Raw genomic sequence first — 24634 nt, forward strand, 5'->3', positions numbered from 1 at the left:
TCAGGCGCTGTCGCCGCGCGACTCGGCCTCGCGGATCGCCGCGTCGATCCGCGGTCCGATCACCTCGAGCGCGACGGTACCGACGATCCCGAGGTGATCGGCATCGACGTCGACACGGGTGACCCGCCCGCCGAGGAACGGTGTCCAGCGTCCGGCGGTGGTGTCCGGGTCGGTCTCCCCCGCCGCCGCGACGACGAGCATCGCGTCGCCGTCGTAGGTTCGGGGTCGGTGGTCGACGGTGCGTCGGGCCGACGTCACCATCCGCTGGAGCATGCGGTCGAACGCGGGTCCGTCGAGGAGTCCGAGGCCGACGACCCGCTCGCGGACCGCCGCCGCCATCGCGGCCGGATCGTCGGAGGCGGTCACCGCGTCGACGTCGATGACTGCTCGCCACCCGCCGAGCAGGTCCGCGACCGTGGCCCGCGCATCCTCCGCGGACACCTCGGCACGCGCCGGCGCCCCGTCGGTCTCGAGTTCACCGCCGGCCTCGAGTTCGTCACCGGTCGCGGGATAACTGTCGAGGAGGCCGAGGAACCCGACTTCGGCACCCTGCGCACGCAATTCGGCCGCCATCTCCTGGGCGATGAGCCCGCCGAGGGACCAACCGACGAGGTGGTAGGGCCCCTGCGGGACGATCGCCCGGATCTCGGCCACATACCGCGCGGCGAGTTCGCGGATCGACGTGGCGGCCGTGTCGCCGGCCACCACGAAGGGGTCCTGCAGACCGAAAACCGGCCGGTCGTCGAGATACGGTGTGAGACCAGCGAACAGCCACGCCAACCCATCGGCGGGATGGACGCAGAAGACCGGTTCGCGGCTGCCGTCCGCCCGTAGCGGCACGACCACCTGGCCCCGCGGGTCAGCGGTGTCGGTGGATTCCTCGTGCGTCGCCTGAGCAGCGAGCCGGGCGCCGAGATCGCGCGGTGTGGGTCCGGCGAAGATCCATGCGACCTCGACGGGCAGTCCCGTCCGTCGCCGCAGCAGCGACACCAGCCGCACCGCCGACAGCGAGGTCCCGCCGAGGTCGAAGAAACCCTGGTCCGCGTTGGTCACCGCAGTCCCGGTGATCTCCGACATCGCTTCGGCGACCGTCACTTCCCAGCGGCCGGTCGGGGCCGCGGGCTCGGCGTCCTCGCGTCCCCCACCGGCTGCGGCCATGAGCGCCGCGACCTCGCGGCGTCCGGGTCGGCCGTCCGCGCCGACCGGGATGGCGTCGACGACGCTGATCACCGTCGGAATACAGTGTGCGGGCAGCACTCTCGACAGCTCGCGTCGGAGGTCGGGGGCGCCGGGGCCGTCGCGGTCGACCACGACCCAGGCCCCCGCCTCGACTCCGTCATCCGTCGGCTGACCGTCGGACGCCGACGCCACGACCGCCGCAGTGACGACGCCCGCCACCGCGTTGAGTGCCGCCTCCACCGCATCGAGATCCACTCGCCGCCCGCCGATCCGGGGGTGACGCTCGACCGGCCCGAGGATCTCGGGTCGTGTCATCGAGGCGTCGACCCACCGCGCCCGCATACCCGTCGCGAGCAGCGAACCGTCTCCCGTGCGCTCGTGCAACTCACCCGGCACCCGCGCCGGTACCGCCCTGCCCTCGCTGTCGAGGATCAGCGACGCACCGTCAACGGCACCGGTCACATCGACCTCATCGAGCACCATGTCGATGTCACCGGTCACGGCGTCGAGCATGCCTAGGAAGACGTCGCGTATCGATTCAACCGTCTCGATGTCGAACAGCGCTGCGGCGTAGTCGATCTCGCCGACCAACTCGACAGCCGCACCGACGGACCGCTCCGCGAGACCGAGGGTGAGGTCGACCTTCGCCGGCGGCGGCCCCGGTTCGACGGCCACGACCTCGAGACCGTCCACGATGAGCGGCTCGGCGTCCGCGCCGATACCAGGCACCGCCGGTGTCCCGGACGACTCGCCGAGATAGTTGATCATGACCTGCACGAGCGGCGCGTGGGCGGTGGACCGAACCGGGGTGAGGTGCTCGACGAGGGTCTCGAACGGGATGTCGGCGTGCGCGAAGGCCGCGAGATCGGCGTCGCGGACCCGGCGGAGCAGGTCCTCGACCGTGTCCTCGGAGTGCACCGATGTGCGGAGCACCACGGTGTTGACGAACATCCCGATGAGCCCCGCCGTGGCCGCGTGCCCGCGACCGGAGATGGCAGCGCCGACGCTGATGTCCCGCACATCGGCCACGCGGGCGAGTGCGGCGACGAAGGCGGCGTGACAGACCATGAACGGGGTCATCCCGTGCACGCGTGCGGTCGCCGCCACCGCCGCGCTGCGCTCCTCGCCGATCTCGAGGGGCAGCCGACCACCGGTGGGATCGGCGATCGGTGGACGCGGACGGTCACCGGGGATCTCCAGTGCGGCCGGAACGTCGGCCAGCGTCTCGGTCCAGAACGAGTACTGCGCCGCCATCGGTGAGGTCGGGTCGTCGAGGTCACCGAGCACATCGCGTTGCCACAGCGCGTGATCGGCGTATGCGATCTCCGGTACCTCGATCGACTCGTCTTCGGGGCGTCGACCGTTGCGGTACCCACCGAGGACCTCCGCGGCCAGGATCGCCAGAGACGCCGCATCGCCGGCTATGTGGTGCAGGACCAGCACGACTCGACACACCGGCGGCGACGCACCCTCCGCTGATACCAGCGATGTCACCACACGCAGCGGCAGCTGCGTCGTCACGTCGAATCCCTCCGCGCACAACGCCATCGCGTCCTCGGGCGTCCCGGCCGATTCCCAGCGCAGTCGGGCCGCCGCCACCGAAGGATCGAGGATGTGCTGTAGCGGCACCCCGTCGTCGCCGAGCGGGTGGACGGTCCGCAGCGGTTCGTGTCGCGTCATCACAGCCGCGACCGCGGCGCGTAGTGCGTCGACATCGAGGAATCCCCGGATGTCGAATGCCATCGGCATGTTGTACGTCGGGGACGTCACGTCGAACTGGTTGATGAACCACAGTCGTTGTTGCGCATACGACAACGGGATGCGCTCGGGCCGGGGCCGTGCGACGAGCGGATGGTCGGAGGCCCGACGACGCGTGACGAGTTGTGCGAGCTCGCGGACCGTCGGGGTGCGGAAGAGGTCGCGCACATCGAGGTCGGTCCCGAGCTGCTCGCCGATCCGGGCGACGACCCGCATCGCGGCGAGCGAGTTGCCGCCCAGATCGAAGAACGGCGTCGTCACCGAGATCTCGTCGAGTCCCAGCACGTCGGCGATGACGACGGCCACCGCCCGTTCGACGGCGTCGGCGGGCGGCACCATCTCGACCGGCTCGTTCCGCGGCGCGGGCAGGGCCCGGCGGTCGAGTTTGCCGGTCGCGGTCACCGGGACCGAATCGAGGACCACCCACTGCGTCGGGTGCATGTACTGCGGCAACGCCTGCCGCAGATGCTCACGGATCGCGTCGAGATCGACACGGCCGGCGAGGTATCCGACCAGTGCATCACCCGCCGGACCGCTCCGGACGGTGACCGCCGTGTGCGAGATGCCGTCGACACGGGCGAGGACGGTCTCGATCTCCCCGAGCTCGATGCGCTGTCCGCGCAACTTCACCTGGAAGTCTGCCCGGCCGAGGTATTCGAGCGCACCAGAGGCGTTCCAGCGCACCAGGTCACCGGTCCGGTAGAGGCGGCCTCCGTGCGGGCCGGTGGGGTCGGCCACGAACCGTTCGGCGGTGAGGTCGGGCCGGGCGGCATAACCGCGCGCAAGTTGATCGCCGCCGACGTACAGCTCGCCGACCACCCCGACCGGCGCCGGGCGCAACCCGTCGTCCAGCACCCACGTGGTGGTGTTCGCGTTCGGGCGTCCGATCGGCACGACCACGTCGCCGGGGGCGAAGCGGTACGCCGTCACCTCGACGGCCGCCTCGGTCGGCCCGTAGAGGTTGTCGAGGTCCGCCTGCGGCACGAGCGCCGCCATGGCGTCGGCGGTGGCCGCCGGCAGTGCCTCGCCCGACGCGTTGACCCGCCGCAACGACGACAGTGCCGCGCGCCGCTGCGGGTGGTCGCCGATGTACTCGACGAACGCCGCCATCATCGACGGCACGAAGTGCACCGAGGTGACCCGATGCCGCTCGATTTCGGCGAGGACGTGGGCCGGGTCGATGTGGCGGCCGTCCTCGACGATCACAAGGCGGGCCCCGGCCATCAGCGGTTCGAACAGTTCGGGGACGGACACGTCGAAGGTGACCGGCGTCTTGAGCAGAACGGCATCGTCGGGACGCAGCGGGGAACGCACCGCCATCCATGCGAGTCGGTTGAGTACGGCGCCGTGACTGACCGTGACTCCCTTCGGCGTTCCGGTCGAGCCGGACGTGAACAACGTGTAGAGGGCGTTGCCCGGACACGGGCGACGGAGTTCCGGCCGGGGACCCGAGCGGTCCTCCGGCGGGGCGTTTCCGTCGATGACGAGCGTCGGTACCGACAGACCGGACAGCGCGGACGGGGTCACCTCAGCGGTCAGGATGACCGCGATCGACGCGGCGTCGACCATCGCGGCGACTCGTTCGGGCGGAGTCGACGGGTCGATGCTGACATAGCTGCCGCCGGCCATCACCACCGCGTGGATCGCGAGTACCAGCTCCACCGACCGCGGGATACACACGCCCACGGCCACTTCGGGACCCACGCCGTGTGCGGACATCATCTCGGCCAGCTGGGTGATCCGTTCCATGAACTCGCGGTAGGTCACGGATCGCGCACCGGCCACCAGGGCCGTCGACTCCGGTGAGCGTCGCGCGGCCGCCTCGATCGCATCGGTGACCGTCGACCACGGCACCGACAGATCGGGGCCCGCGACCAGTTCGGCGATCTGCGCGCGCTCGGCCGCGTCGGTCGGGTCGATGGCACCGACAGCCAAGTCGTCGTCACCGACGACCGCCTCGAGGACCCTGATCAGACGGGTGATCGCGGTGCGCGCGGTCCGATCGTCGAACAGGTCGGTGGCATAGACGATCTCGACGTCCCACGCGCCTTCGGGACGGATCGTCACCGCCACGGTCAGGTCGAGCTGGGTGGTGCCGGTGGACGCCTCGATCGGTTCGAAGGTCAGATCCGCCGATATCGAGGGGTCGGTCCCGACCGTGCCGGTGTCCTGATCGTGCAGCACCGACAGCATCACCTGGCTGATCGGGGCGAACGCCTCCGACCGGACCGGGGACAGTCGGTCCACCAGGTACTCGAACGGGACATCGGCGCGTGCGAGGGCGTTGATGTCGTCGATGCGCACCCGTTCGAGGAACTCCCCGACCGGTGTCCGGGGGTCGACGTCGGTGCGCAGGACCACGGTGTTGACGAACATGCCCACGAGGTCGTCGACATGCGCATGGCCCCGTCCGGCAACCGGGGTGCTGATCACGATGTCGCGGGTCGCGGACAGCCTGGCCAGCACGATCGACAGCGCGGCGTGGACGACCATGAACTCGGTGGCGCCGTGGGCGCGGGCCGTGTCCGCGATCCGCTGTGTCAGTTCGGTCGGGATGCCCGCGGTGACGCGACCGCCCCGTTGCGACGCGAGCGCCGGTCGCGGCCGGTCCGTGGGCAGCGGGAGGAGGTCGGGGATCCCCGACAGTCGATTCACCCAGTAGCCCACCTGGCGACCGAGAACGGACTCCGGCGAGTCGATGTCCCCCAGCGTCTCTCGTTGCCACACTGCGTGATCGGCGAACTGGATCGCCGGTGCGGCCGCCGCTGGCGCATGCCCCTCGGTGCGCGCCAGATAGGCCCCCCACAGATCGGCGACGAGCGGCCTCATCGACTCACCGTCGGCGGCGATGTGATGCAGTACGACGACGAGGACGTGGTCGTCGGTGTCGATCCCACCGTCACCGACCGCGAACAGGCGAATACGCAGCGGCAGCTCGGACGTGATGTCGAAGGCGGCATCACCGACGAGTGCGGCCGGGTCGGCGAGCTCCCCCGGAGCCGTGATGTCCTCCCACCGCAGGCGGGCCCGGGCCTCGTCGATCGGCAAGATGTGCTGCCGCGGTTCACCGCCCGGCGCCGGGAACACGGTCCGCAGGATCTCGTGGCGGGTCAGCAGGTCGACGACGGCGGCGCGTAGCGCACCCCGGTCGAGCCGGCCGCGGAGTCGGACGGCCATCGGGATGGTGTAGGCCCCCGAATTCGGGTCCAACCGGTTCAGGAACCAGATCCGTTGCTGCGCATACGACAGTGGAATGTGCGCGGGCCGCGGATCGACACGGCGCAGCGGTGGCGGTCGCGACGCATCGTCGTAAGCGGCGTCGACGCGACGCGCGAGCAGGCGAACCGTCGGCGCCTCGAAGACGTCGCGGACACCGACGCGGACCCCGAAGGCGTCCCCCACGCGGGCACTCACACGCGTGGCCGACAACGAGTTGCCGCCGATGACGAAGAAGTCAGCGGTCACCGACACGTCATCGAGTCCGAGAACCTCGCCGACGATGGCCGCGAGTAACCGCTCGGTGTGCGTCGACGGCGGAACCCGTTCGGCGTCGACATTCGACGGCTCGATGGCGGGGAGGCCGGCCCGGTCGATCTTCCCGATCGGGCTGCGCGGCATGGAGTCGAGCACCGTGAGTGCCGCCGGGACCATGTGCGATGGCAGATGGGTCGCGAGATGTTCACGGAGGGCGGAGATCTCGACCGGCCGTTCGGGGTCGACGGGTTCGACGTAGCCGGCCAGGGAGGTCACCGGGTTCCCGACCCCGATGACCGCCGCCGTCCGCACCTGCGGGTGTGCGGTCAGGACGGCCTCGATCTCACCGAGTTCGAGCCGTTGCCCGCGCAATTTGACCTGGAAGTCGGCGCGGCCGACGTAGACCACTCCGCCGCTGCGGTCCCGGTGCACGAGATCCCCGGTCCGGTACATCCGCGTGCCCGGTGCCCCGTCGACGGCGGCGACGAAGCGCTCGGCGGTCAGCGCCGGCCGTCCGTGGTAACCGCGTGCGAGTTCGGGACCGGCGAGGTACAGCTCCCCGACGACCCCCGGCGGCACCGGATGCAGCCGCTCGTCCAGGACATGGGCGCTCGCGCCGGGGACCGGGCTGCCGAGGTGGACCGGCTCGTCGACGCCGATCGGGGCCGAGGTGACGCTGATGATCGTGGTCTCGGTGGGTCCGTAACCGTTGTGGAACCCCACGTGCGGGGCCCACCGGTCCTTCTCGGTGTCGGGGACGGCCTCGCCGCCGACGAGGACGTCGGTCATGGGCAGGCGACCGGGATCCGGCAACGACGCCGCCACCGACGTCACCAGGAAGGCGTGGGTGGTGCGGTGCGTCGTGATGAAGTCGGCCAGCTCGCGGCCCCCGTACACCTCGGGAGGCGCGACGACGAGCGTCGCAGCACTGCCGTAGGCACCGAGGACCTCGAGCATGGCGGCATCGAACGCGGGCGAGCTGATCGCCAGCCAGCGCGCATCGGGCCCGGATCGGTGCCGGTCGCGCAGCACCGTGCTGACACCCGCGAGGCCGCGGTGCGTCACGAGCACCCCCTTCGGCGTCCCGGTCGATCCGGAGGTGAAGATCATGTAGGCGCCGGAGTCGGGTGTCACCGGCCCGTTGCGACGCGGCGGGTCGAGCGCCGGGCGTCTGCGCAGGTCGGCGACGAGCGCCGCGTCGAGCAGCAGTCGCGGCGGCCACGTGGAGGTCGTGTCGGCGGCCGGCCCCTCGACACTCCCGTCGGTGAGCACCAGCACGGCGTTCGCGGCGTCCAGGACCCGAGCGATGCGTTCCGCGGGGTAGCGGGGGTCGATCGGGCAGTACACCGCACCGGTCTTGGCCACTGCCCACAAGGCGAGCTGCGCCGTCGCCGACCGCGGGAACGCACTGACGACCACGTCCTCCGGACCGATACCGCGGCCGATGAGGGCCGTCGCGAGATGCGAACTCGCCGAATCGAGTTCGGCATAGGTCCAGACGTGTTCGGGGTCCGCGGCGGCGGGGTCGACGACGGCCGGGTGGGTCGGGCGCATCCGCGCCGCGTCGACGAGCAGGTCCGAGAGGAGTCCCGGAACGGGATCGGGGTCGCCCGAGACGAGCGGGATCATCTCCTCGTCCGGGGTCAGCAGCTCGAGGTCCCCGACCGGCAGTGTGCTGTCGCCGACCGCGGACGTCAGTACGCCGACGAATCGGTCCGCGAGCCGACGCGCGGCGAAGTCGTCGAAGAGGTCCGTTGCGTAGGTGAGCGAACCGCGCCACGGAGCCCCCTCGGCCGGGTCCGTCAGAACACCGAGAGTCAGGTCGAGTTTTGCCGAGTTGTCCTCGACCGCAACGGGTTCGACGTCGAGGCCGGCGACCTGCCCATCGGGGGCGCCGGGAGCGGCGAGATCGGACGTGGTGAGCAGCACCTGGACCAGTGGCGCATGGGACGCGGTGCGGGCCACCCCGAGTTCGTCGACGACGTCGTCGAACGGCACGCCGGCGTGATCGAGGGCGTCGAGATCCACCTCGCGCACCACCCGCAGGAGGTCGGTGAACGGCTGTGCGGGGACGATCGGGGTCCGCAGCGCCACCGTGTTGACGAACATGCCGATCAAGTCGTCGGTGTCGCCGTCGCGGCCCGCGGCGGCGGTCCCGATGACGACGTCGCGGCTCCCCGACAGCCGACCCAGCACCGCGGCGAGTGCCGCGTGCAGCACCATGAATGCGGTGGCGTCGCCGGCGCGGGCGAGGATGCCGATCCCCCGCGCGACACGTCCCGGGATGACGAACTCGACGGTCGCGCCGCGCATCGTCGGCGTGGCCGGACGTGGGTAGCTGGTGGGCAGATCCATGAGGACCGGGGCGCCGTCGAGCCGGCGGACCCACCACTGCCGGTGCTCGTCCTGCTCGTCCGCTCGTTCGGCGGCCCGTAGGACGTGATCGGCGTACTGGAGCGGGAGCGGCGGCCAGTCCGGGCTCCGACCGTCGCGTCGTGCCGAGTACGCGGTGAGCAGATCGCGCGACAGCGCCCGGCCCGACTCGCCGTCGGCGGCGATGTGATGGATGCTGACGGCCAGCAGTGCACTTGTGCCGGGATCGACGTACACACGGGCGCGCACGGGCAGGTCACTGGTCAGGTCATATGGCTCGGCGGCGACGGCCAGCGCTTCGGACTCGGAATCCGCCACCGCCCAGTCGACTCCGGGATTCTCCGGATCGACGTCGTGGATTCGTTGCTCGGGGCGTCCGTCGCGGGACACCGGGTAGGTGGTCCGGAGAACCTCGTGACGCGCGACCACGTCCGCGAGCGCGCGACGGAGGTGTTCGACCTCGACCGTGCCGCGGAGTCGGAAGGCGAACGGGATGATGTACGACGCCACCGCCGGCTCGTACTGGTTGATGAACCACATGCGGCGCTGGGCGCTCGACAGAGGCAAGACCGACGGCCGGGCCGGTGCAGTCGACCGATCCGCGACTGTGGTTCCGGCCCCGGCGATCTCTGCCGCCTGGATTCGACGCGCGAGATCCCGGACCGTCGGGGCGTCGAAGACGTCTCGCACCCGTACCGGGACCCCGAGCATCCGGGAGACACGGGCCGCGAGTCGGGTCGCGGCCAGTGAGTTGCCGCCGAGATCGAAGAAGCTGTCGGTCACCGACACCGAGTCCGCGGCAGACAGCCCGAGCACGTCGGCGAAGACACCGGTGATCGCGACTTCGGCGTCGGTCTCGGGGAGCACGCGTTCGGCGGCGACGAAATCCGGTGCGGGCAGGGCTTTTCGGTCCACCTTGCCCGCGGTGTTCAACGGCAACGCGTCCAGGACGACCCAGGACGTGGGCCGCATGTACGCGGGTAGTTGCTCAGCCGTCGCGCGCAGATGCTCGACGTCGACATCCGCTCCGGTGACGTGAGCCACGAGTTGTTCTCCCGCAGCGCGTCCCATGACAGAGACCACCACCTGGGCGACACCCGGCGTGGTGCCGAGGACGGTTTCGATCTCCCCCAACTCGATCCGCTGCCCCCGCAACTTCACCTGAAAATCAACACGACCCACATACTCCAACTCACCCACACCACTCCACCGCACCCGATCACCCGTCCGATACAACCGCACACCCACCCCACCAAACGGATCCGCCACAAACCGCTCCGCAGTCAACCCCGCCCGCGACGCATACCCCCGAGCCACCTGCACACCACCCAGATACAACTCACCCACCACACCCACCGGCACCGGACGCAACCGCGAATCCAACACCCACACCGACACATTCGGCACCGCCCGACCAATCGGCACCACCACCTCACCACCCGACACCACATACGACGTCACATCCACCGCCGCCTCAGTCGGCCCATACAAATTCACCACCCGCACCCCCGGCACCAACCCCCGCAACCCCTCCACCGCACCCACACCCAACGCCTCACCCGAACAAAACACCTGACGCAACGACCCCAACCCCGAACCCAACCCGCCCGAAACCTGCCGGCCCGACTCCTGCGGCACCGACTCCCCGAGAGCATCCACAAACACCGACAACATCGACGGCACAAAATGACACACCGACACCCCGAACCGCTCCACCACCGACGCCACATACCACGGATCCCGATGACCACCCGGCTCCGCCACCACCACCGAAGCACCAACCATCAACGGCCAGAACAACTCCCACACCGACACATCAAACGACACCGGCGTCTTCCACAACACCACATCCCGCCCCTGCAACCCGAACAACGACTGCATCCACCCCAACCGATTCACCACCGCAGCCTGCGACACCGTCACACCCTTCGGCCGACCCGTCGACCCAGACGTGAACAACGTGTACACACCCGCACCACCCGGCACCACCCCCGCACCCGACACCACCTCACCCAACAACCCCACACCCAACCCCTCACCAACCACCACACCAACAACCGAAACACCCACCCCCTCACCACAATCCACCACCACACGCCGCACACCCCCAACACCCACAACCCCCGCAACAACACACCCCCCCCCCACATCCCCCGCCCGCACCAACACCACACCCACACCCGCCGTCGACAACATGAACCCCACCCGCTCCGCAGGCGCATCCACCTCCACCGGCACATACCGACCACCCACAGCCACCACCGCATGCACCGCCACCAACAACTCCAACGACCGCGACATCACCACACCCACAGCCGAATCCACACCCACACCCAACCCCGACAACTCCCGCGCAACACCCCCCACCAACCCACCGAACTCCCCATACGACACCACCCGACCACCCACCCGCACCGCCACCGAACCCACCGACAACCCCACCCGCTCAGCAACCACCGACCCCACCGAACGACCCGACCACCCCAACCCCACCTCCACACCACGCGACCAACCCTCGATGGCGGCGCGCTCGGTGGCATCGACGAGGTCGATGTCGCCGACGATCACGTCGGGATCGGCGAGGCCCGCGTCGAGGACGTCGACGATCCGCGCACCGATGCGTCGCACCGTGGGTTCGTCGAAGAGGTCAGTGGCGTACACGATCCGGCCGGCCAGCCCGGCGAGGGCACCGGCGTCGTCCCGATCGGCGGACATCCCGATCATGAGGTCGAACCGGGCAGCGGGCGCACCGGCCTCGACGGGCGTGATCGTCAGCCCCGGCGCGGACAACTCCCCCACGGAGGTCTGTTCGAGGGTCAACAGCACCTGGGTCAGCGGCGCGAACGCCTCGCTGCGCGCCGGGGCGAGGGCATCGACGAGGTACTCGAAGGGCACGTCGGCAGCGGCGAACGCATCGAGGTCGGTGTCGCGCACCAACCGGATCAGTTCCTCGAAGGTGGCCGAGGCGTCAACCTCCGTGCGTAGGACCAGAGTGTTGACGAACATGCCGATCAGGGCGTCGAGCTCGGTACGGCCACGGCCGGCCACCGGTGAACCGACCGCGATGTCCGACGTCCCCGACAACCGGGACAGGACAACCGCAACCGACGCGTGCAAGACCATGAACACGGTCACGCCGTGGGCGCGGGCGAACGACTCGATGCGGGGTGCGAGACCCGCGGGCAGGTCGAGGTCCACCACCGCCCCGCGGAGGGACGCCACCGGCGGACGGGGTCGGTCGGTGGGCAACTCGAGGACCTCGGGCAGGCCGGCGAGGCGATCGCGCCACCAGCGCGACTGCCTGCCGAGTTCGGAGTCAGGGTCGTCGATCGAGCCCAGGGCGCGCTCCTGCCAGAGCGCGACGTCCGCGTAGTGCACCGGGAGCGGAGGACGGACAGGCGCGCGACCCTCGACGCGGGACCGGTACGCGTGCAGGAGATCATCGACCAGGGGCGCCAGCGACTCGCCGTCGGCGGCGATGTGGTGCAGCACGACGACCAGCACGTGGTCGTGTGCACCGCGGTCGTCGGGATCGGATCCGAGGATGCCCGCACGGATCGGGAGGTCGCGGGTGACGTCGAACGGTTCCGCGGACAGCGTCTCCACCCCGGCGGTCCGCCACCACTGATCGACGGTGACGTCGTCAGCCGCTGCGATGTCCTGCCACGGTCGGCCATCCGCGCCCTGTGGGTAACGCGTCCTCAGCACCTCGTGCCGGTCGATCACATCGGCGAGTGCCGCGCGCAAGGCGACGACGTCGAGACGACCACGCACCCGTAGGGCGAACGAGATGTTGTAGGCCGGTGACCCCGGATCGAACTGGTTGATGAACCACATGCGTTGCTGCGCCGGCGACAACGGGAGGCGGGCAGGACGCGGGATCGAACCGAGGTCTGCTGTCTCGGTGGGTGAACCGCTGTTGTCGGTGCGACGGGTCGCGTCGACGAGAGCGGCCATCGCGCGCACGCTCGGCGCATCGAAGAGTTCACGAACGCCGAACGGCACACCGAACGCGTGGGCGACCCGCGCCGCCACCCGCGTGGCCGACAGTGAATGCCCACCGATGTCGAAGAAGCTGTCGGTCACCGAAATGGCCGTGGCGTCCCCACCGCGGCCGAGCACCTCGGCGACCATCGCGACGATCGTGTGTTCGGTGTCCGTGTCCGGTTCCACCCGTCGAGTGGAGAAGAGATCCGGTGCGGGCAGGGCTTTTCGGTCGACCTTACCCGCGGTGTTCAGCGGCAACGCGTCGAGCACCATGACGGTGTCGGGAACCATGTACGACGCGAGCCTGCGGGCGGCATGGTCTCGTAACCGCGACACCGCCGACTCGTCCGGTCCGGTGACGTACGCGACCAACCGGTCGTCGTGCACGACCGCGACTGCCGAGACCACGTCGTCGGCACTCGCGAGGACGGTTTCGATCTCCCCCAACTCGATCCGCTGCCCCCGCAACTTCACCTGAAAATCAACACGACCCACATACTCCAACTCACCCACACCACTCCACCGCACCCGATCACCCGTCCGATACAACCGCACACCCACCCCACCAAACGGATCCGCCACAAACCGCTCCGCAGTCAACCCCGCCCGCGACGCATACCCCCGAGCCACCTGCACACCACCCAGATACAACTCACCCACCACACCCACCGGCACCGGACGCAACCGCGAATCCAACACCCACACCGACACATTCGGCACCGCCCGACCAATCGGCACCACCACCTCACCACCCGACACCACATACGACGTCACATCCACCGCCGCCTCAGTCGGCCCATACAAATTCACCACCCGCACCCCCGGCACCAACCCCCGCAACCCCTCCACCGCACCCACACCCAACGCCTCACCCGAACAAAACACCTGACGCAACGACCCCAACCCCGAACCCAACCCGCCCGAAACCTGCCGGCCCGACTCCTGCGGCACCGACTCCCCGAGAGCATCCACAAACACCGACAACATCGACGGCACAAAATGACACACCGACACCCCGAACCGCTCCACCACCGACGCCACATACCACGGATCCCGATGACCACCCGGCTCCGCCACCACCACCGAAGCACCAACCATCAACGGCCAGAACAACTCCCACACCGACACATCAAACGACACCGGCGTCTTCCACAACACCACATCCCGCCCCTGCAACCCGAACAACGACTGCATCCACCCCAACCGATTCACCACCGCAGCCTGCGACACCGTCACACCCTTCGGCCGACCCGTCGACCCAGACGTGAACAACGTGTACACACCCGCACCACCCGGCACCTCCCCCCCACCCGGCACCACCTCACCCAACAACCCCACACCCAACCCCTCACCAACCACCACACCATCAACCGAAACACCCACCCCCTCACCACAATCCACCACCACACGCCGCACACCCCCAACACCCACAACCCCCGCCACAACACTCCCCCCACCCACATCCCCCGCCCGCACCAACACCACACCCACACCCGCCGTCGACAACATGAACCCCACCCGCTCCGCAGGCGCATCCACCTCCACCGGCACATACCGACCACCCACAGCCACCACCGCATGCACCGCCACCAACAACTCCAACGACCGCGACATCACCACACCCACAGCCGAATCCACACCCACACCCAACCCCGACAACTCCCGCGCAACACCCCCCACCAACCCACCGAACTCCCCATACGACACCACCCGACCACCCACCCGCACCGCCACCGAACCCACCGACAACCCCACCCGCTCAGCAACCACCGACCCCACCGAACGACCCGACCACCCCAACCCCACCTCCACACCACGCGACCAACCCTCGACCGTCGGGCGCAGGGCAGTCGGCATCGGGTCGAGCGCGGCCACCGGCAGGGACGGGTCGTCGATCACCGCGTCGAGCAGGTCGGTCAGCATGGCGGCGACCGTCTCGGCGACACCCTCGCCGACGACGGACAGATCCGTCTTGACCGTGAGGCAGAGGTCGTCGCTCTCCGGTGCGGCGATGAGCGCGAGCGGATAGTGCGTGGCGTCGGACGTGCTCACGTCGCGGATCTCGAGGCCCGAGGTCCGCGACCCCGCCACGACCGTGTCCACGTCGACCGGATACGACTCGAAGACCACGAGGGTGTCGAACAGGCGCGCATGCCCGGTCGCCGCGGTGATGTCGCCGAGTCCGACGAACTGGTGGTCGAGCATGCGGGCGCGGGCGTGGTGCAGTTCACCGATGAGAGCGGCCAGCGATCGACCCGGTGCGACGTCGGCAACGACCGGCACGGTGTTGATGAACAGGCCGATCATGCCGTCGGCACCGTCGAGGTCGGCGGGCCGCCCCGACACCGTCTCACCGAAGACGACTCGTTGCTCGCCGGTGAAGCGGGACAAGACGATCGACCACGCCGCATTCAGCACGGTGCTCGTCGTCGTGCCCAGCGTCCGCACCGTCCGTTCGAGGGCGCCCCGGGTGGTCGCGGACACCCGCGCCGTCACCTCGTGCCGCCGGGGCTCGCGGTCGGCACCGGGGTGCACCTGTGGACGGACCAGCGTCGGAACGATGTCGGCGAGATGCTCGCGCCAGGCGGTGATCGCGGTCGCGGCGTCGCGTCGGTCGAGCCAATCGAGGTAGGACTCGAAGTCACGTGCCGGCGTGATCGCCGGGCGGCCGAGGTGGGCCGCGAGGAGGTCGGCGACGAGAATCGGCCCCGACCATCCGTCCAGGATGATGTGGTGTGCGGTGATGACCAGTGTGTACGCCGGGCCCGTCACCGTGTCGTGGGACACCGCGGAGAACCGGATGAGCGGCGGGTCGTCCAGGACAAACGGGCGTCGTAGGTCCTCGTCGGCGATCTGCACGATCCGCGAGGCCGCGTCGGCCATGCTCAGACCGGTGAGGTCCACGCCGCGGAAGTCGGGTTCGGTCACCGCGGGATGATCGGCCGGGGGTACCACCACGACCAGCCGACCCGACGGTGTGCGGGTGAACCCCGAGCGCAGTACCCGTTGCCTGGTCAACAGCTCACGGACGGCCGGCAGGATCATGTCGGCGGGGTGAGCTCCGTCGAACTCGATGACCGACTGGGTCACATAGGGATCGACGCCGACCAGCCGCTGGGCCTCGTAGAACAGCCCCTGTTGGAGCGGCGTCGGCGGCCAGATCGCGTAGCGGCCGCGCGTCCGTGCTGCGCGTGTCCGGGCGGCGAGCACGTGGTCGATGTCCGTCTGGTCGAGCCCGCCGATCACGTCGGTCTCGCTCGGACCCGGGTCGCCCACGGCATCCACATACGCGGCGAGCGAGGACAGTGCAGATTCCCAGCGATCCGCAATCCCGCCCAGCGCGGACTCGTCGAACAACCCCTCGGGTGCGGTGAGGTCCACTCGCAACTCCCGACCACCCGCGGTCGCCACCGAGGCGGCCGTCACGGTCAGCGCCGCCAACGCGACCATGTCTCCCCGAACCGACGGCGGAAGCGGCGGCGCGTCACCGACCGGCACGAAATCCGTTGCCGTCGAATCGGTGTCGTCGATATCTCCGCCCCCGAGCAGACCCAAATAATTGACCGTGATCGGCGGGAGGGGCCGGTTTCGCAGCGGCGAGCCGGGACGCAACCATCGCAGCGGCCCGAACGCGATGCCGTTGTCCGGCATTCGAGACTGAGTGTCCTTGAGCGCCTTGACCATCGTCGCCAGACGATGACCGGGGGTGACGTCCGCGACGGTCTCACCCCGAGCGGCTGTGCTGGTCGCCTCCACCGGCCCCGGGACGTCGACGCTCACGGGTACGAACGAGGTGAACCACCCGACCGTCTCGGCCAGGTCGGCGCCGGGTGCGATGCCCTCTTCGCGGCCGTGGTTCTCGATCACCATCGACACCGGACCGGACGCCGTGACCGGATCCCGCAGCGCGAATGCCACGGCCGCGGCCACCACGGTGTCCGGGCGCGCACCGAACATCTCGGTGACCGTGCCCAGGACCCGCTCGGCCAGACCGGCGCCGACGGTGCGGGACACCGAGATCGTGGTCGCGAGACGGTCCCGGGCCCGGTCGATCTCCCACGCCGTCGGGGTCGGCGGCAGCTGGCGCGACCACCACTCGATCTCCTCCGCGCGGTCGGCGAGTCCGGCCAGCACACCCGACCAGCGCCGGAACGAGGTACCCGAGGCCGCGAGGCCCGGCGTCTCCCCGTTGCGGTACTGCCACCACGCGCGTCCCAGACCGGCCACGATGGTCGGCCACGACACGGCGTCGACGCCGAGATGATGGGCGGCGACGACGAGTCGCCCGGTGCCGTCGGCGAAGCGGACGCCGATCGCCGCGACCAGTCGTCCCTCGGCCGGCGACAAGGTCGCGAGGGCGCGCGCGTGGGCTGCCCGAACGGCGCCGTCGACGGAGCGCGCCGGCGTCGATGGCCGGCTCGATGTCGAGATGTCCGAGCGGTCGAGGATCTCGACCGTGATGTCACCCGGGTCGCCGTCGCCCGCCACGACAGTCGGTTCTCCGGCGGAGTCGGACCGCAGCGATGCGGTCAGCATCGGATGGGCCGCGACGACCGCGATCACCACCGCACGGACGGCGGCCTCGTCCGCCTCGACCGGGAGCGCGAGCACCGTGCTCTGCGAGAAGTCCGCGAGGTCGTCCGGGTCGTCGGCGAGGTCGAGCATCCACGCCAGGCCCGGGGTCATCCCGACCGAACCGATTGCCCCGCCCGGCATTTCGTCGAGTCCCCGGATCGCCTCCGTCTGTGCACGACGGGCCAGCTCACGGATGGTCGACGCCGCGAACACATCGCGCGGGGTCAGATGGAGCCCCGCGGCGCGCAGCATCGACGTGAGGCGGATGGAGGCGATGGAGTCCCCGCCGAGTTCGAAGAACGACCGGGTCACCGGGACGTCCTCGACCCCGAGCAGTGATGCAACGACTGCGGCGACGGTCCGTTCCGCGTCGTCGGCGGGTGCGGCGTCGTCGTGGACGGCTTCCGACAACGGGTCGAAGCGCGGCGCCGGGAGCGATTTCCGGTCCAGTTTCCCGGTGCTGCCGAGCGGCGCTTCGGTCAGCGGCACCCACAGTGTCGGCCGCATGTACGCCGGCAACGACGCGGCCACCGCCTCCCGCGCGCGTGCGATGAACCCGTCCCCGTCCGGTCCACCGCCGCCGGGTCCGAAGAGATATCCGACCAGGTGGTCCGAACCGCCCGGGGCGCGCGCGACGGTGACCACGGCCTGGCGTACGCCGTCGATCCCGGACAGGACCGCCTCGATCTCACCGAGTTCGATCCGCTGTCCGCGGAGTTTGACCTGGAAGTCGCTGCGTCCCAGGTACTCCAGGTCGCCCGCACGGTTACGCCGGACGAGGTCGCCGGTGCGGTACAGGCGTCGGCCGCCGCCTGCGGGATCGGCGACGAACCGTTCGGCGGTGAGGTCCGGCCGCGCCGCATACCCGCGGGCGAGCTGGACGCCTCCCAGATACAACTCGCCGGTGACGCCCGCCGGCACGGGACGCAACCGTGCGTCGAAGACGAACGTCTGGGTGTTCCACACCGGCCGCCCGATGGGCACCACGTCCGCGCCGGGGTCCGGAGTCGCGACGGCGACCTCGACGGCGGCTTCGGTGGGACCGAACAGGTTGGAGACGCGTACATGTGGGAGCGCCACGCGCGTCGCCCGCAGCGTCGCCGGTGGCAGGGCCTCACCGGAACAGTAGAGGTGTCGCAGGCTCGGCAGGGGCGAAGCAGCATCGTCGCGGATCTCACCGGCGCCGGGAGCGGAGCGAGCGGGCCGAATGTCACCGGCGCCGGCAGCGGAGCGAGCGGGCCGGATTTCATCGATGAAGACGGCGAGCAGCGACGGTACGAAGTGCACCGTGGTGATCTGCTCGGCGTCGATCAGCCGAGCCATCGAATGCGGATCGAGATGGGCGTCGTCGGGCGCGATGACCAACCGGGCGCCGGTCAGCGCCGGGGTCAGCAGTTCGGGCACCGACACGTCGAATGTGAAGGGCGTTTTCAGGAGGACCGAGTCGTGCGGTCCGATCCCGAATTCGTCGACTCCCCATCGCAATCGGTTGAGTACGGCACGATGGGACACCGTGACGCCCTTGGGGCGGCCGGTGGACCCCGACGTGAAGATGGTGTACGCCGCGTGGTCGGGGCGCAGTATCGACAGACGTTCGTCGTCGGCGACCGGGACGGTGTCGAGGTCGACCGGGCTCGCGGCGTCCACAACGATCGCGCGGGGGACAACGTGCGCCGCGGGCGCCCGGTCGTCGCAGATCAGCGCGATCCTCGCGTGCGCGGTGTCGACCATGTGGCGAACGCGGTCGGAGGGAGCGTCGGGTGCCACCGGCATGTACTGACCGCCGGCGGCGAGTACCGCGTGGACCGCGATGACCAGTTCGATCGACCGCGGCATGCACACCGCGACGCAGTCCTCCGGGCCGATCCCCAGCGCGATGAGTTCCCGCGCGAGGGTGGCCACCCGCGCGGCGAACTCGCCGTGGGTGAGAGTGCGGCCCCCGAAACGCACCGCAACCGCCTCCGACGCTCGCAGATGGTCGGCGGCCGCGATCGCCGCCGGGATCGTGAGGTCGGGCAGGACGACCGCGGGTCCGACCGAGAGCTGCTGTTGCGCATCAGCTTCGGCTGCGGTGAGGATGGGGAGATCGGCGACCGGTAGGTCGGCGTCGGCGGCGATCGAGCTGAGTGCCGCGGACAACGCCGCGGAGATCATCTCCGCGGTCGCCGGGTCGAACAGCGCAGTGGCATAGGCGATCGAGCCGGTCAGCCCACCGTCGGTGGTCTCGCGGAAACCGATGGTGAGGTCGAATTTCGCGGCGGTGTCCTCGATCTCGACGAACTCGGTGTCGAGATCGGCCAGTGTGCCGTGCGCCGGTCCGCCGCTTGTGGAGTGGACGAGCAGCACCTGGGCGAGCGGCTCCACGTTCTCGATGCGCTGCGGGTTCACCGCGTCGATCACCCGCTCGAACGGCACGTCGGCGTTGTCGAACGCCGCGAGGTCGGCGTGCTTGACTTGCTCGAGCAACGCGCCGACGGTGAGGTGCGGCTCGACGTCGACCGACAGGATGACGGTGTTGACGAACATGCCGATCAGCTGGTCGATCTCGCGTCGGCCTCGTCCTGCGACGGGCGTGGCCACGGCGATCCGGTTCGTCGACGTCAGGCGCGCGAGGACCGCGACGGTGGCCGTGTGCGCGACCATGAACAGGGTGGCACGGCGGGCGGCGGCACGTCGGCGCAGTCGCGACACCACGGCCGCGGGCAATGACCACCGCACGGTGGCCGCGCGTCCATCGGTGTCGGCGGGGCGCGGGCGGTCGATCGGCAGCGGGAGGATGTCGGGCAGGCCGGTCAACCGCTCGACCCAGAACCGCAACTGGCGCGCGATCAGGGAGTCGGCGTCCGCGGGGTCACCGAGCCGATGCCGTTGCCACACCGCGTAATCCGCGTACTGGAAGCGCAGGGCCGGCCAGTCCGGCGCGCGGCCCGACCGCCTGGCCGCGTACGCCCGCGCGATCTCGGCCGCAAGCACCGGTGCCGACTCACCGTCGGCGGCGATGTGGTGCAGCGCGATGACGAGTAGGTGGTGATCCGCCGACGCGGTGATGACGCGCACCCGTACCGGTAGGTCCGTCGTCACGTCGAACGTGGTCGTGACGAGTTCCTGGATCTCCTGGTCGACGACCTGGTCGGAGGATGCGGCGGCCCGCGGCGGGACCACGGTGTGCCCGATCGTGATGCGCCCGGCCCAGTCGTCGGGCGCATGCGCCACGGGTTCGACGGCGCGAGCGCCCGTTTCGGCCGACCCGGACCCGGCCGCGATGGATTCCGCGCCGGTGTCGCCGTCGGGCGTCGTCGTCGGGTAGATCGTGCGCAGCACCTCGTGGCGGTCGACGACGTCGAGGATCGCCGCCCGCATCGCGGACACGTCGAGGTCGCCGCGCAGACGGACCACGATGGGGATCACGTAGGCGGCGGAGTGCGGATCGAACTGGTTCAGGAACCACATCCGACGCTGGGCGTACGAGAGGGGTACCGGGTCCGGCCGGCTGATCGCCTCGAGCGCGGGCAGATCGGCACCGCGAGCGTGTTGCCCCGCATCGACGGCGGCGGCCAGCGCCCGGGCCGTCGGCGTCTCGAACAGCGCGCGGACTCCGATCTCCACGCCGAGCGGGCCACCCAGGCGGGCCACCACCCGGGTCGCCGACAGCGAGGTGCCGCCGAGATCGAAGAACGACGCCTCGGCCGACACCTCCTCCGCGGCATCGAGTCCGAGGACCTCGGCGTAGACCGCGGCGACCGCCTGCTCGGTTGCCGTCGACGGCCGGACGTGGACGTGTCCACCGAAACGCGGTGTGGGCAACGCCCTGCTGTCGAGCTTTCCGGTGGCCGTCAGCGGGATGTCGTCGATCGGCACGATCACGGTGGGCACCATGTGGGCGGGGAGCCGTCGAGCCGCGTGGGTCGCGACGTCTGCGGTGTCGGGCGCAGCGCCGGCGACACCATGGACCCAGGACACGAGGACCGTCTCACCCGAGGTCGGGTGTTCGATTCCGGCGGTCGTCGAGAAGTCCACCCCGGGGTGCTCGCCGAGAACCGCGTCGATCTCACCGAGTTCGATCCGGAAACCCCGTATCTTGACCTGGAAGTCGCTGCGGCCCAGGAAGTCCAACGTCCAGCGGCCGCTCCGTCGGCGCCATCGTACGAGATCACCGGTCCGGTACATCCGCTCGCCCGGCGCGCCGAACGGTGCCGCGACGAAGCGCTCGGCGGTCAGCGCGGTCTGGCCGACGTAGCCGGCGGCGAGGGCGGAACCCGCCAGATACAGTTCACCGGCCACGCCGGCGGGAACGGGATGCAGGCGGGAATCGAGAACTGCGGCGGTGACACCGGCGATCGGACCGCCGATGGTGACCGCGGAGTCGGGCCGCATCGGTGCCGACGATGTCGCCCAGATGGTGGTCTCGGTGGGACCGTAGAGATTGCGCATCGAGCGACCGGCGGACCATGCCCGGACCAGTTCCGGCGAACAGACGTCACCGGCGACGGAGATGACCTCGAGATCGGGGAACCCGGTGCCGGTCGCCGCGCCCGATTCGGTGACCGCCTCGGACACCGTGGCGAGGGCGGTCGGGGTGATCGTCGCGTGGGTGATGCGCTCCCGCCGCAGGATCGCCGCGAGTTCGGAGCCGCCCGTGACCCCGCCGGGCACCACGACCATGGTCGACGCGGCCGCCACCGCGACCAGTGTCTCGAACACCGCGGCGTCGAAACCCGGTGCCGCGAAGCGGAGTACGCGCGCCGCCGGCGTGAGTCCGAATCTCGCACGGGCATCGGCGACCAGATCGGCCAGCCCGCGGTGGGTGACCGCGACGCCTTTCGGCCGGCCGGTCGAGCCGGACGTGAAGATGACATAGGCCGTCTCGTCGGGGCGCGGACGTCGGGCGGACGCGACTCCGGTCTCGTCCGGACCGCCTAGCTGTTCGGCAACGACCCAGTCCACCGCCGCAGCCGCCGGTCGCAGCCCGGCGACGGCCTCGGACGAGGTGACCCCCAGACGCGCGTCGACGGTGGCCAGCATGTAGCGCAGGCGCTCCCCCGGCACACCGGGGTCGACGGGCGCCACCGCCGCACCCGTGCGCGCGATCGCCCAGAACCCGACCGTGCCTTCGAGAGATCTTGGTGCGGCGAGGGCGATCACGGTGTCCGGCGCGGCACCGCGCGCACGAAGCACGCCGACCAGCCGGCGCGTACGGAGGTCGAGCTCGGTGTACGTCAGGTGCTGCCCGTTCTCGGTGACCGCGATGCCGTCGGGGTTCACGGCGATTGCGGCGTCCAGCAGGTCGGCGAGCGTCGACCTCGCCGACGCGAGACCCGGTGCCGCGATCACCGCATCCGAGTGATCGTCTCCGGTGGACAGGTCGCCGACCGGCGCGTGCGGCTCGCTCACCACCGCTCGCGCGACGGCGGTCATCCGACGGACGAACGCGTCCACCGTGCCGGCGTCGAAGAGGGCGGTGGCATAGGTGACGATCACGCGCGTGTCGTCGGCCGGGCTGCGGCCCGGCTCGTCGAGGACGGTGATCTGCAGGTCGACCTTCGCGGTGGTGACCGGGGCCTCGATCTCGGAGACGACGACCCCCGGCAACTCGACGGTCGGCCGTGCGGCGTTCTGGAATGCCAGAGCGACCTGGACCAGCGGCGGATGCGCGGTGTCGCGTACCGCGACGACCTCGTCGACCACGGTCTCGAACGGTAGATCGGCGTGATCGAGTGCGGTCACATCGATCTCGCGGATGTCGTCCAGCAGATCGGTGAACGAGGCCGCTCGACGCACCCGGCTGCGCAGCGCCAGCGTGTTGACGAACATCCCGATCAATGGGTCCAGATCGCGCTCGCCCCGACCCGCGACCGGGGTCCCGATGACGACGTCCTCGTCGGCGCCGGACCGGACGAGAGTGACCGCGAGCAGGGCGTGGACGGCCATGAACATCGTCGCGCCGTGCCGACCGGCGAGGTCTCCCAGAGCGTTCCAGGTGGCGGCGTCGAACGTCGCCGACAGCTCGGCACCCGAGTCGTCCCGAACCGGGGTGCGCGGCCGGTCCACCGGCAACTCGATGAGTGCCGGCACCCCGGCGAGACGGGTTCGCCAGTGGTCGAGCTGACGTGCTGCGAGAGACGTGGGGTCGGCGGCGTCCCCGAGCCGATGGTGCTGCCACACCGAGTAGTCGACGTACTGGATCGGCAGTGGCGCCCAGCTGGGTTCGCGGCCGGCCGCGCGCGCCTCGTACGCGGTGACGAAGTCGGTGACCATCGGCGCGACCGAGCCACCGTCGCTGATGATGTGGTGCACCACCAGGACCAGGATCACGGCGTCGTCGGCGACGCGGATCAGGCGGGCCCGAACAGGCGCACCGGCTTCGAGATCGAATCCACGACTGGTGATCTCGGCGATGGTGGCCGTGACGTCGCCCTCGTCGGCGCCGCGCATGTCGATCGGGGGTGTCACCCGGACGTCGTGTCGAGGGTCTCCCGCGGGCGCGATGACCTGCTCGGGAACGCCGTCCACCGATACGAATCGCGTGCGCAGCACCTCATGTCGCGCAAGCAGATCCGCGAGAGCCGCGGCGACGACCGCAGGGTCCGGGGACCGGTCACCCGCCGCCTCCAGACCAGAACCCGATGCGGCATCGAGGCGGAGCACGGCCGGGATGAGATACCCGGCCCCGCCCGGATCCAGCGTCTCCAGAAACCAGATTCGACGCTGTGCGGGCGACAACGGGAGCACCCCGTCGCGGCCCACTCGGCGCAGGGGCACCCGGCGATCAGCTCCCCCGCGTCCGTCGTGGTCTCCGGGGTCGCGTCCGTCGATGACCGCTGCCAGACCCCGGACCGTCGGATCGGCGAACACATCTCGCGCGGAGACCGTCGTGCCGAATTGCTCGGCTGCCCGGGCGGCCACCCGGGTAGCGGTGAGCGAGTTGCCACCGAGATCGAACAACGACGTGGTGACCCCGACGTCGCTCACGCCCAAGATCTCGGCGACCAGTGCGGCCAGGGCCGCCTCGGTCGCGCCGGCGGGCGGCTCGGCGACCTCCGGGCCATCGCCGAACCCCGGATCAGGCAGCGCGCCGCGATCGAGCTTGCCGTTCACGGTGAGCGGCAGTCGCGGTAGCCGGACGAACCGGGTGGGCACCATGTACTCCGGCACCGCGGTCGCCAGGCGCGTACGGATCTCGCTGTCCGACAGCCCGACTGCGTCAACGGCCGACGAAGCGGCGCCGCCCGCGGCGACGAAGTAGCCGACGAGATGCTCGGTGTCGCCGAGCGTACGGATGTCCGCCCCC

1 protein-coding gene (running past one end of the window) is annotated in these 24634 nt (G+C 70.3%); it reads right to left on the minus strand.

From position 1 onward, the window contains the following. Nucleotides 1-24634, minus strand: the 3' portion of a protein-coding gene (locus ACFVHY_RS18645) for a non-ribosomal peptide synthase/polyketide synthase (RefSeq protein WP_390274517.1). The gene runs 1703 nt beyond the window's last position; 24634 of the gene's 26337 nt are visible here — the last part of the coding sequence; the start codon falls outside the window, past its right edge; it ends in the stop codon at nucleotides 1-3.

The organism is Gordonia sp. NPDC127522 (genome assembly GCF_042672305.1).
GTDB lineage: Bacteria > Actinomycetota > Actinomycetes > Mycobacteriales > Mycobacteriaceae > Gordonia > Gordonia hongkongensis.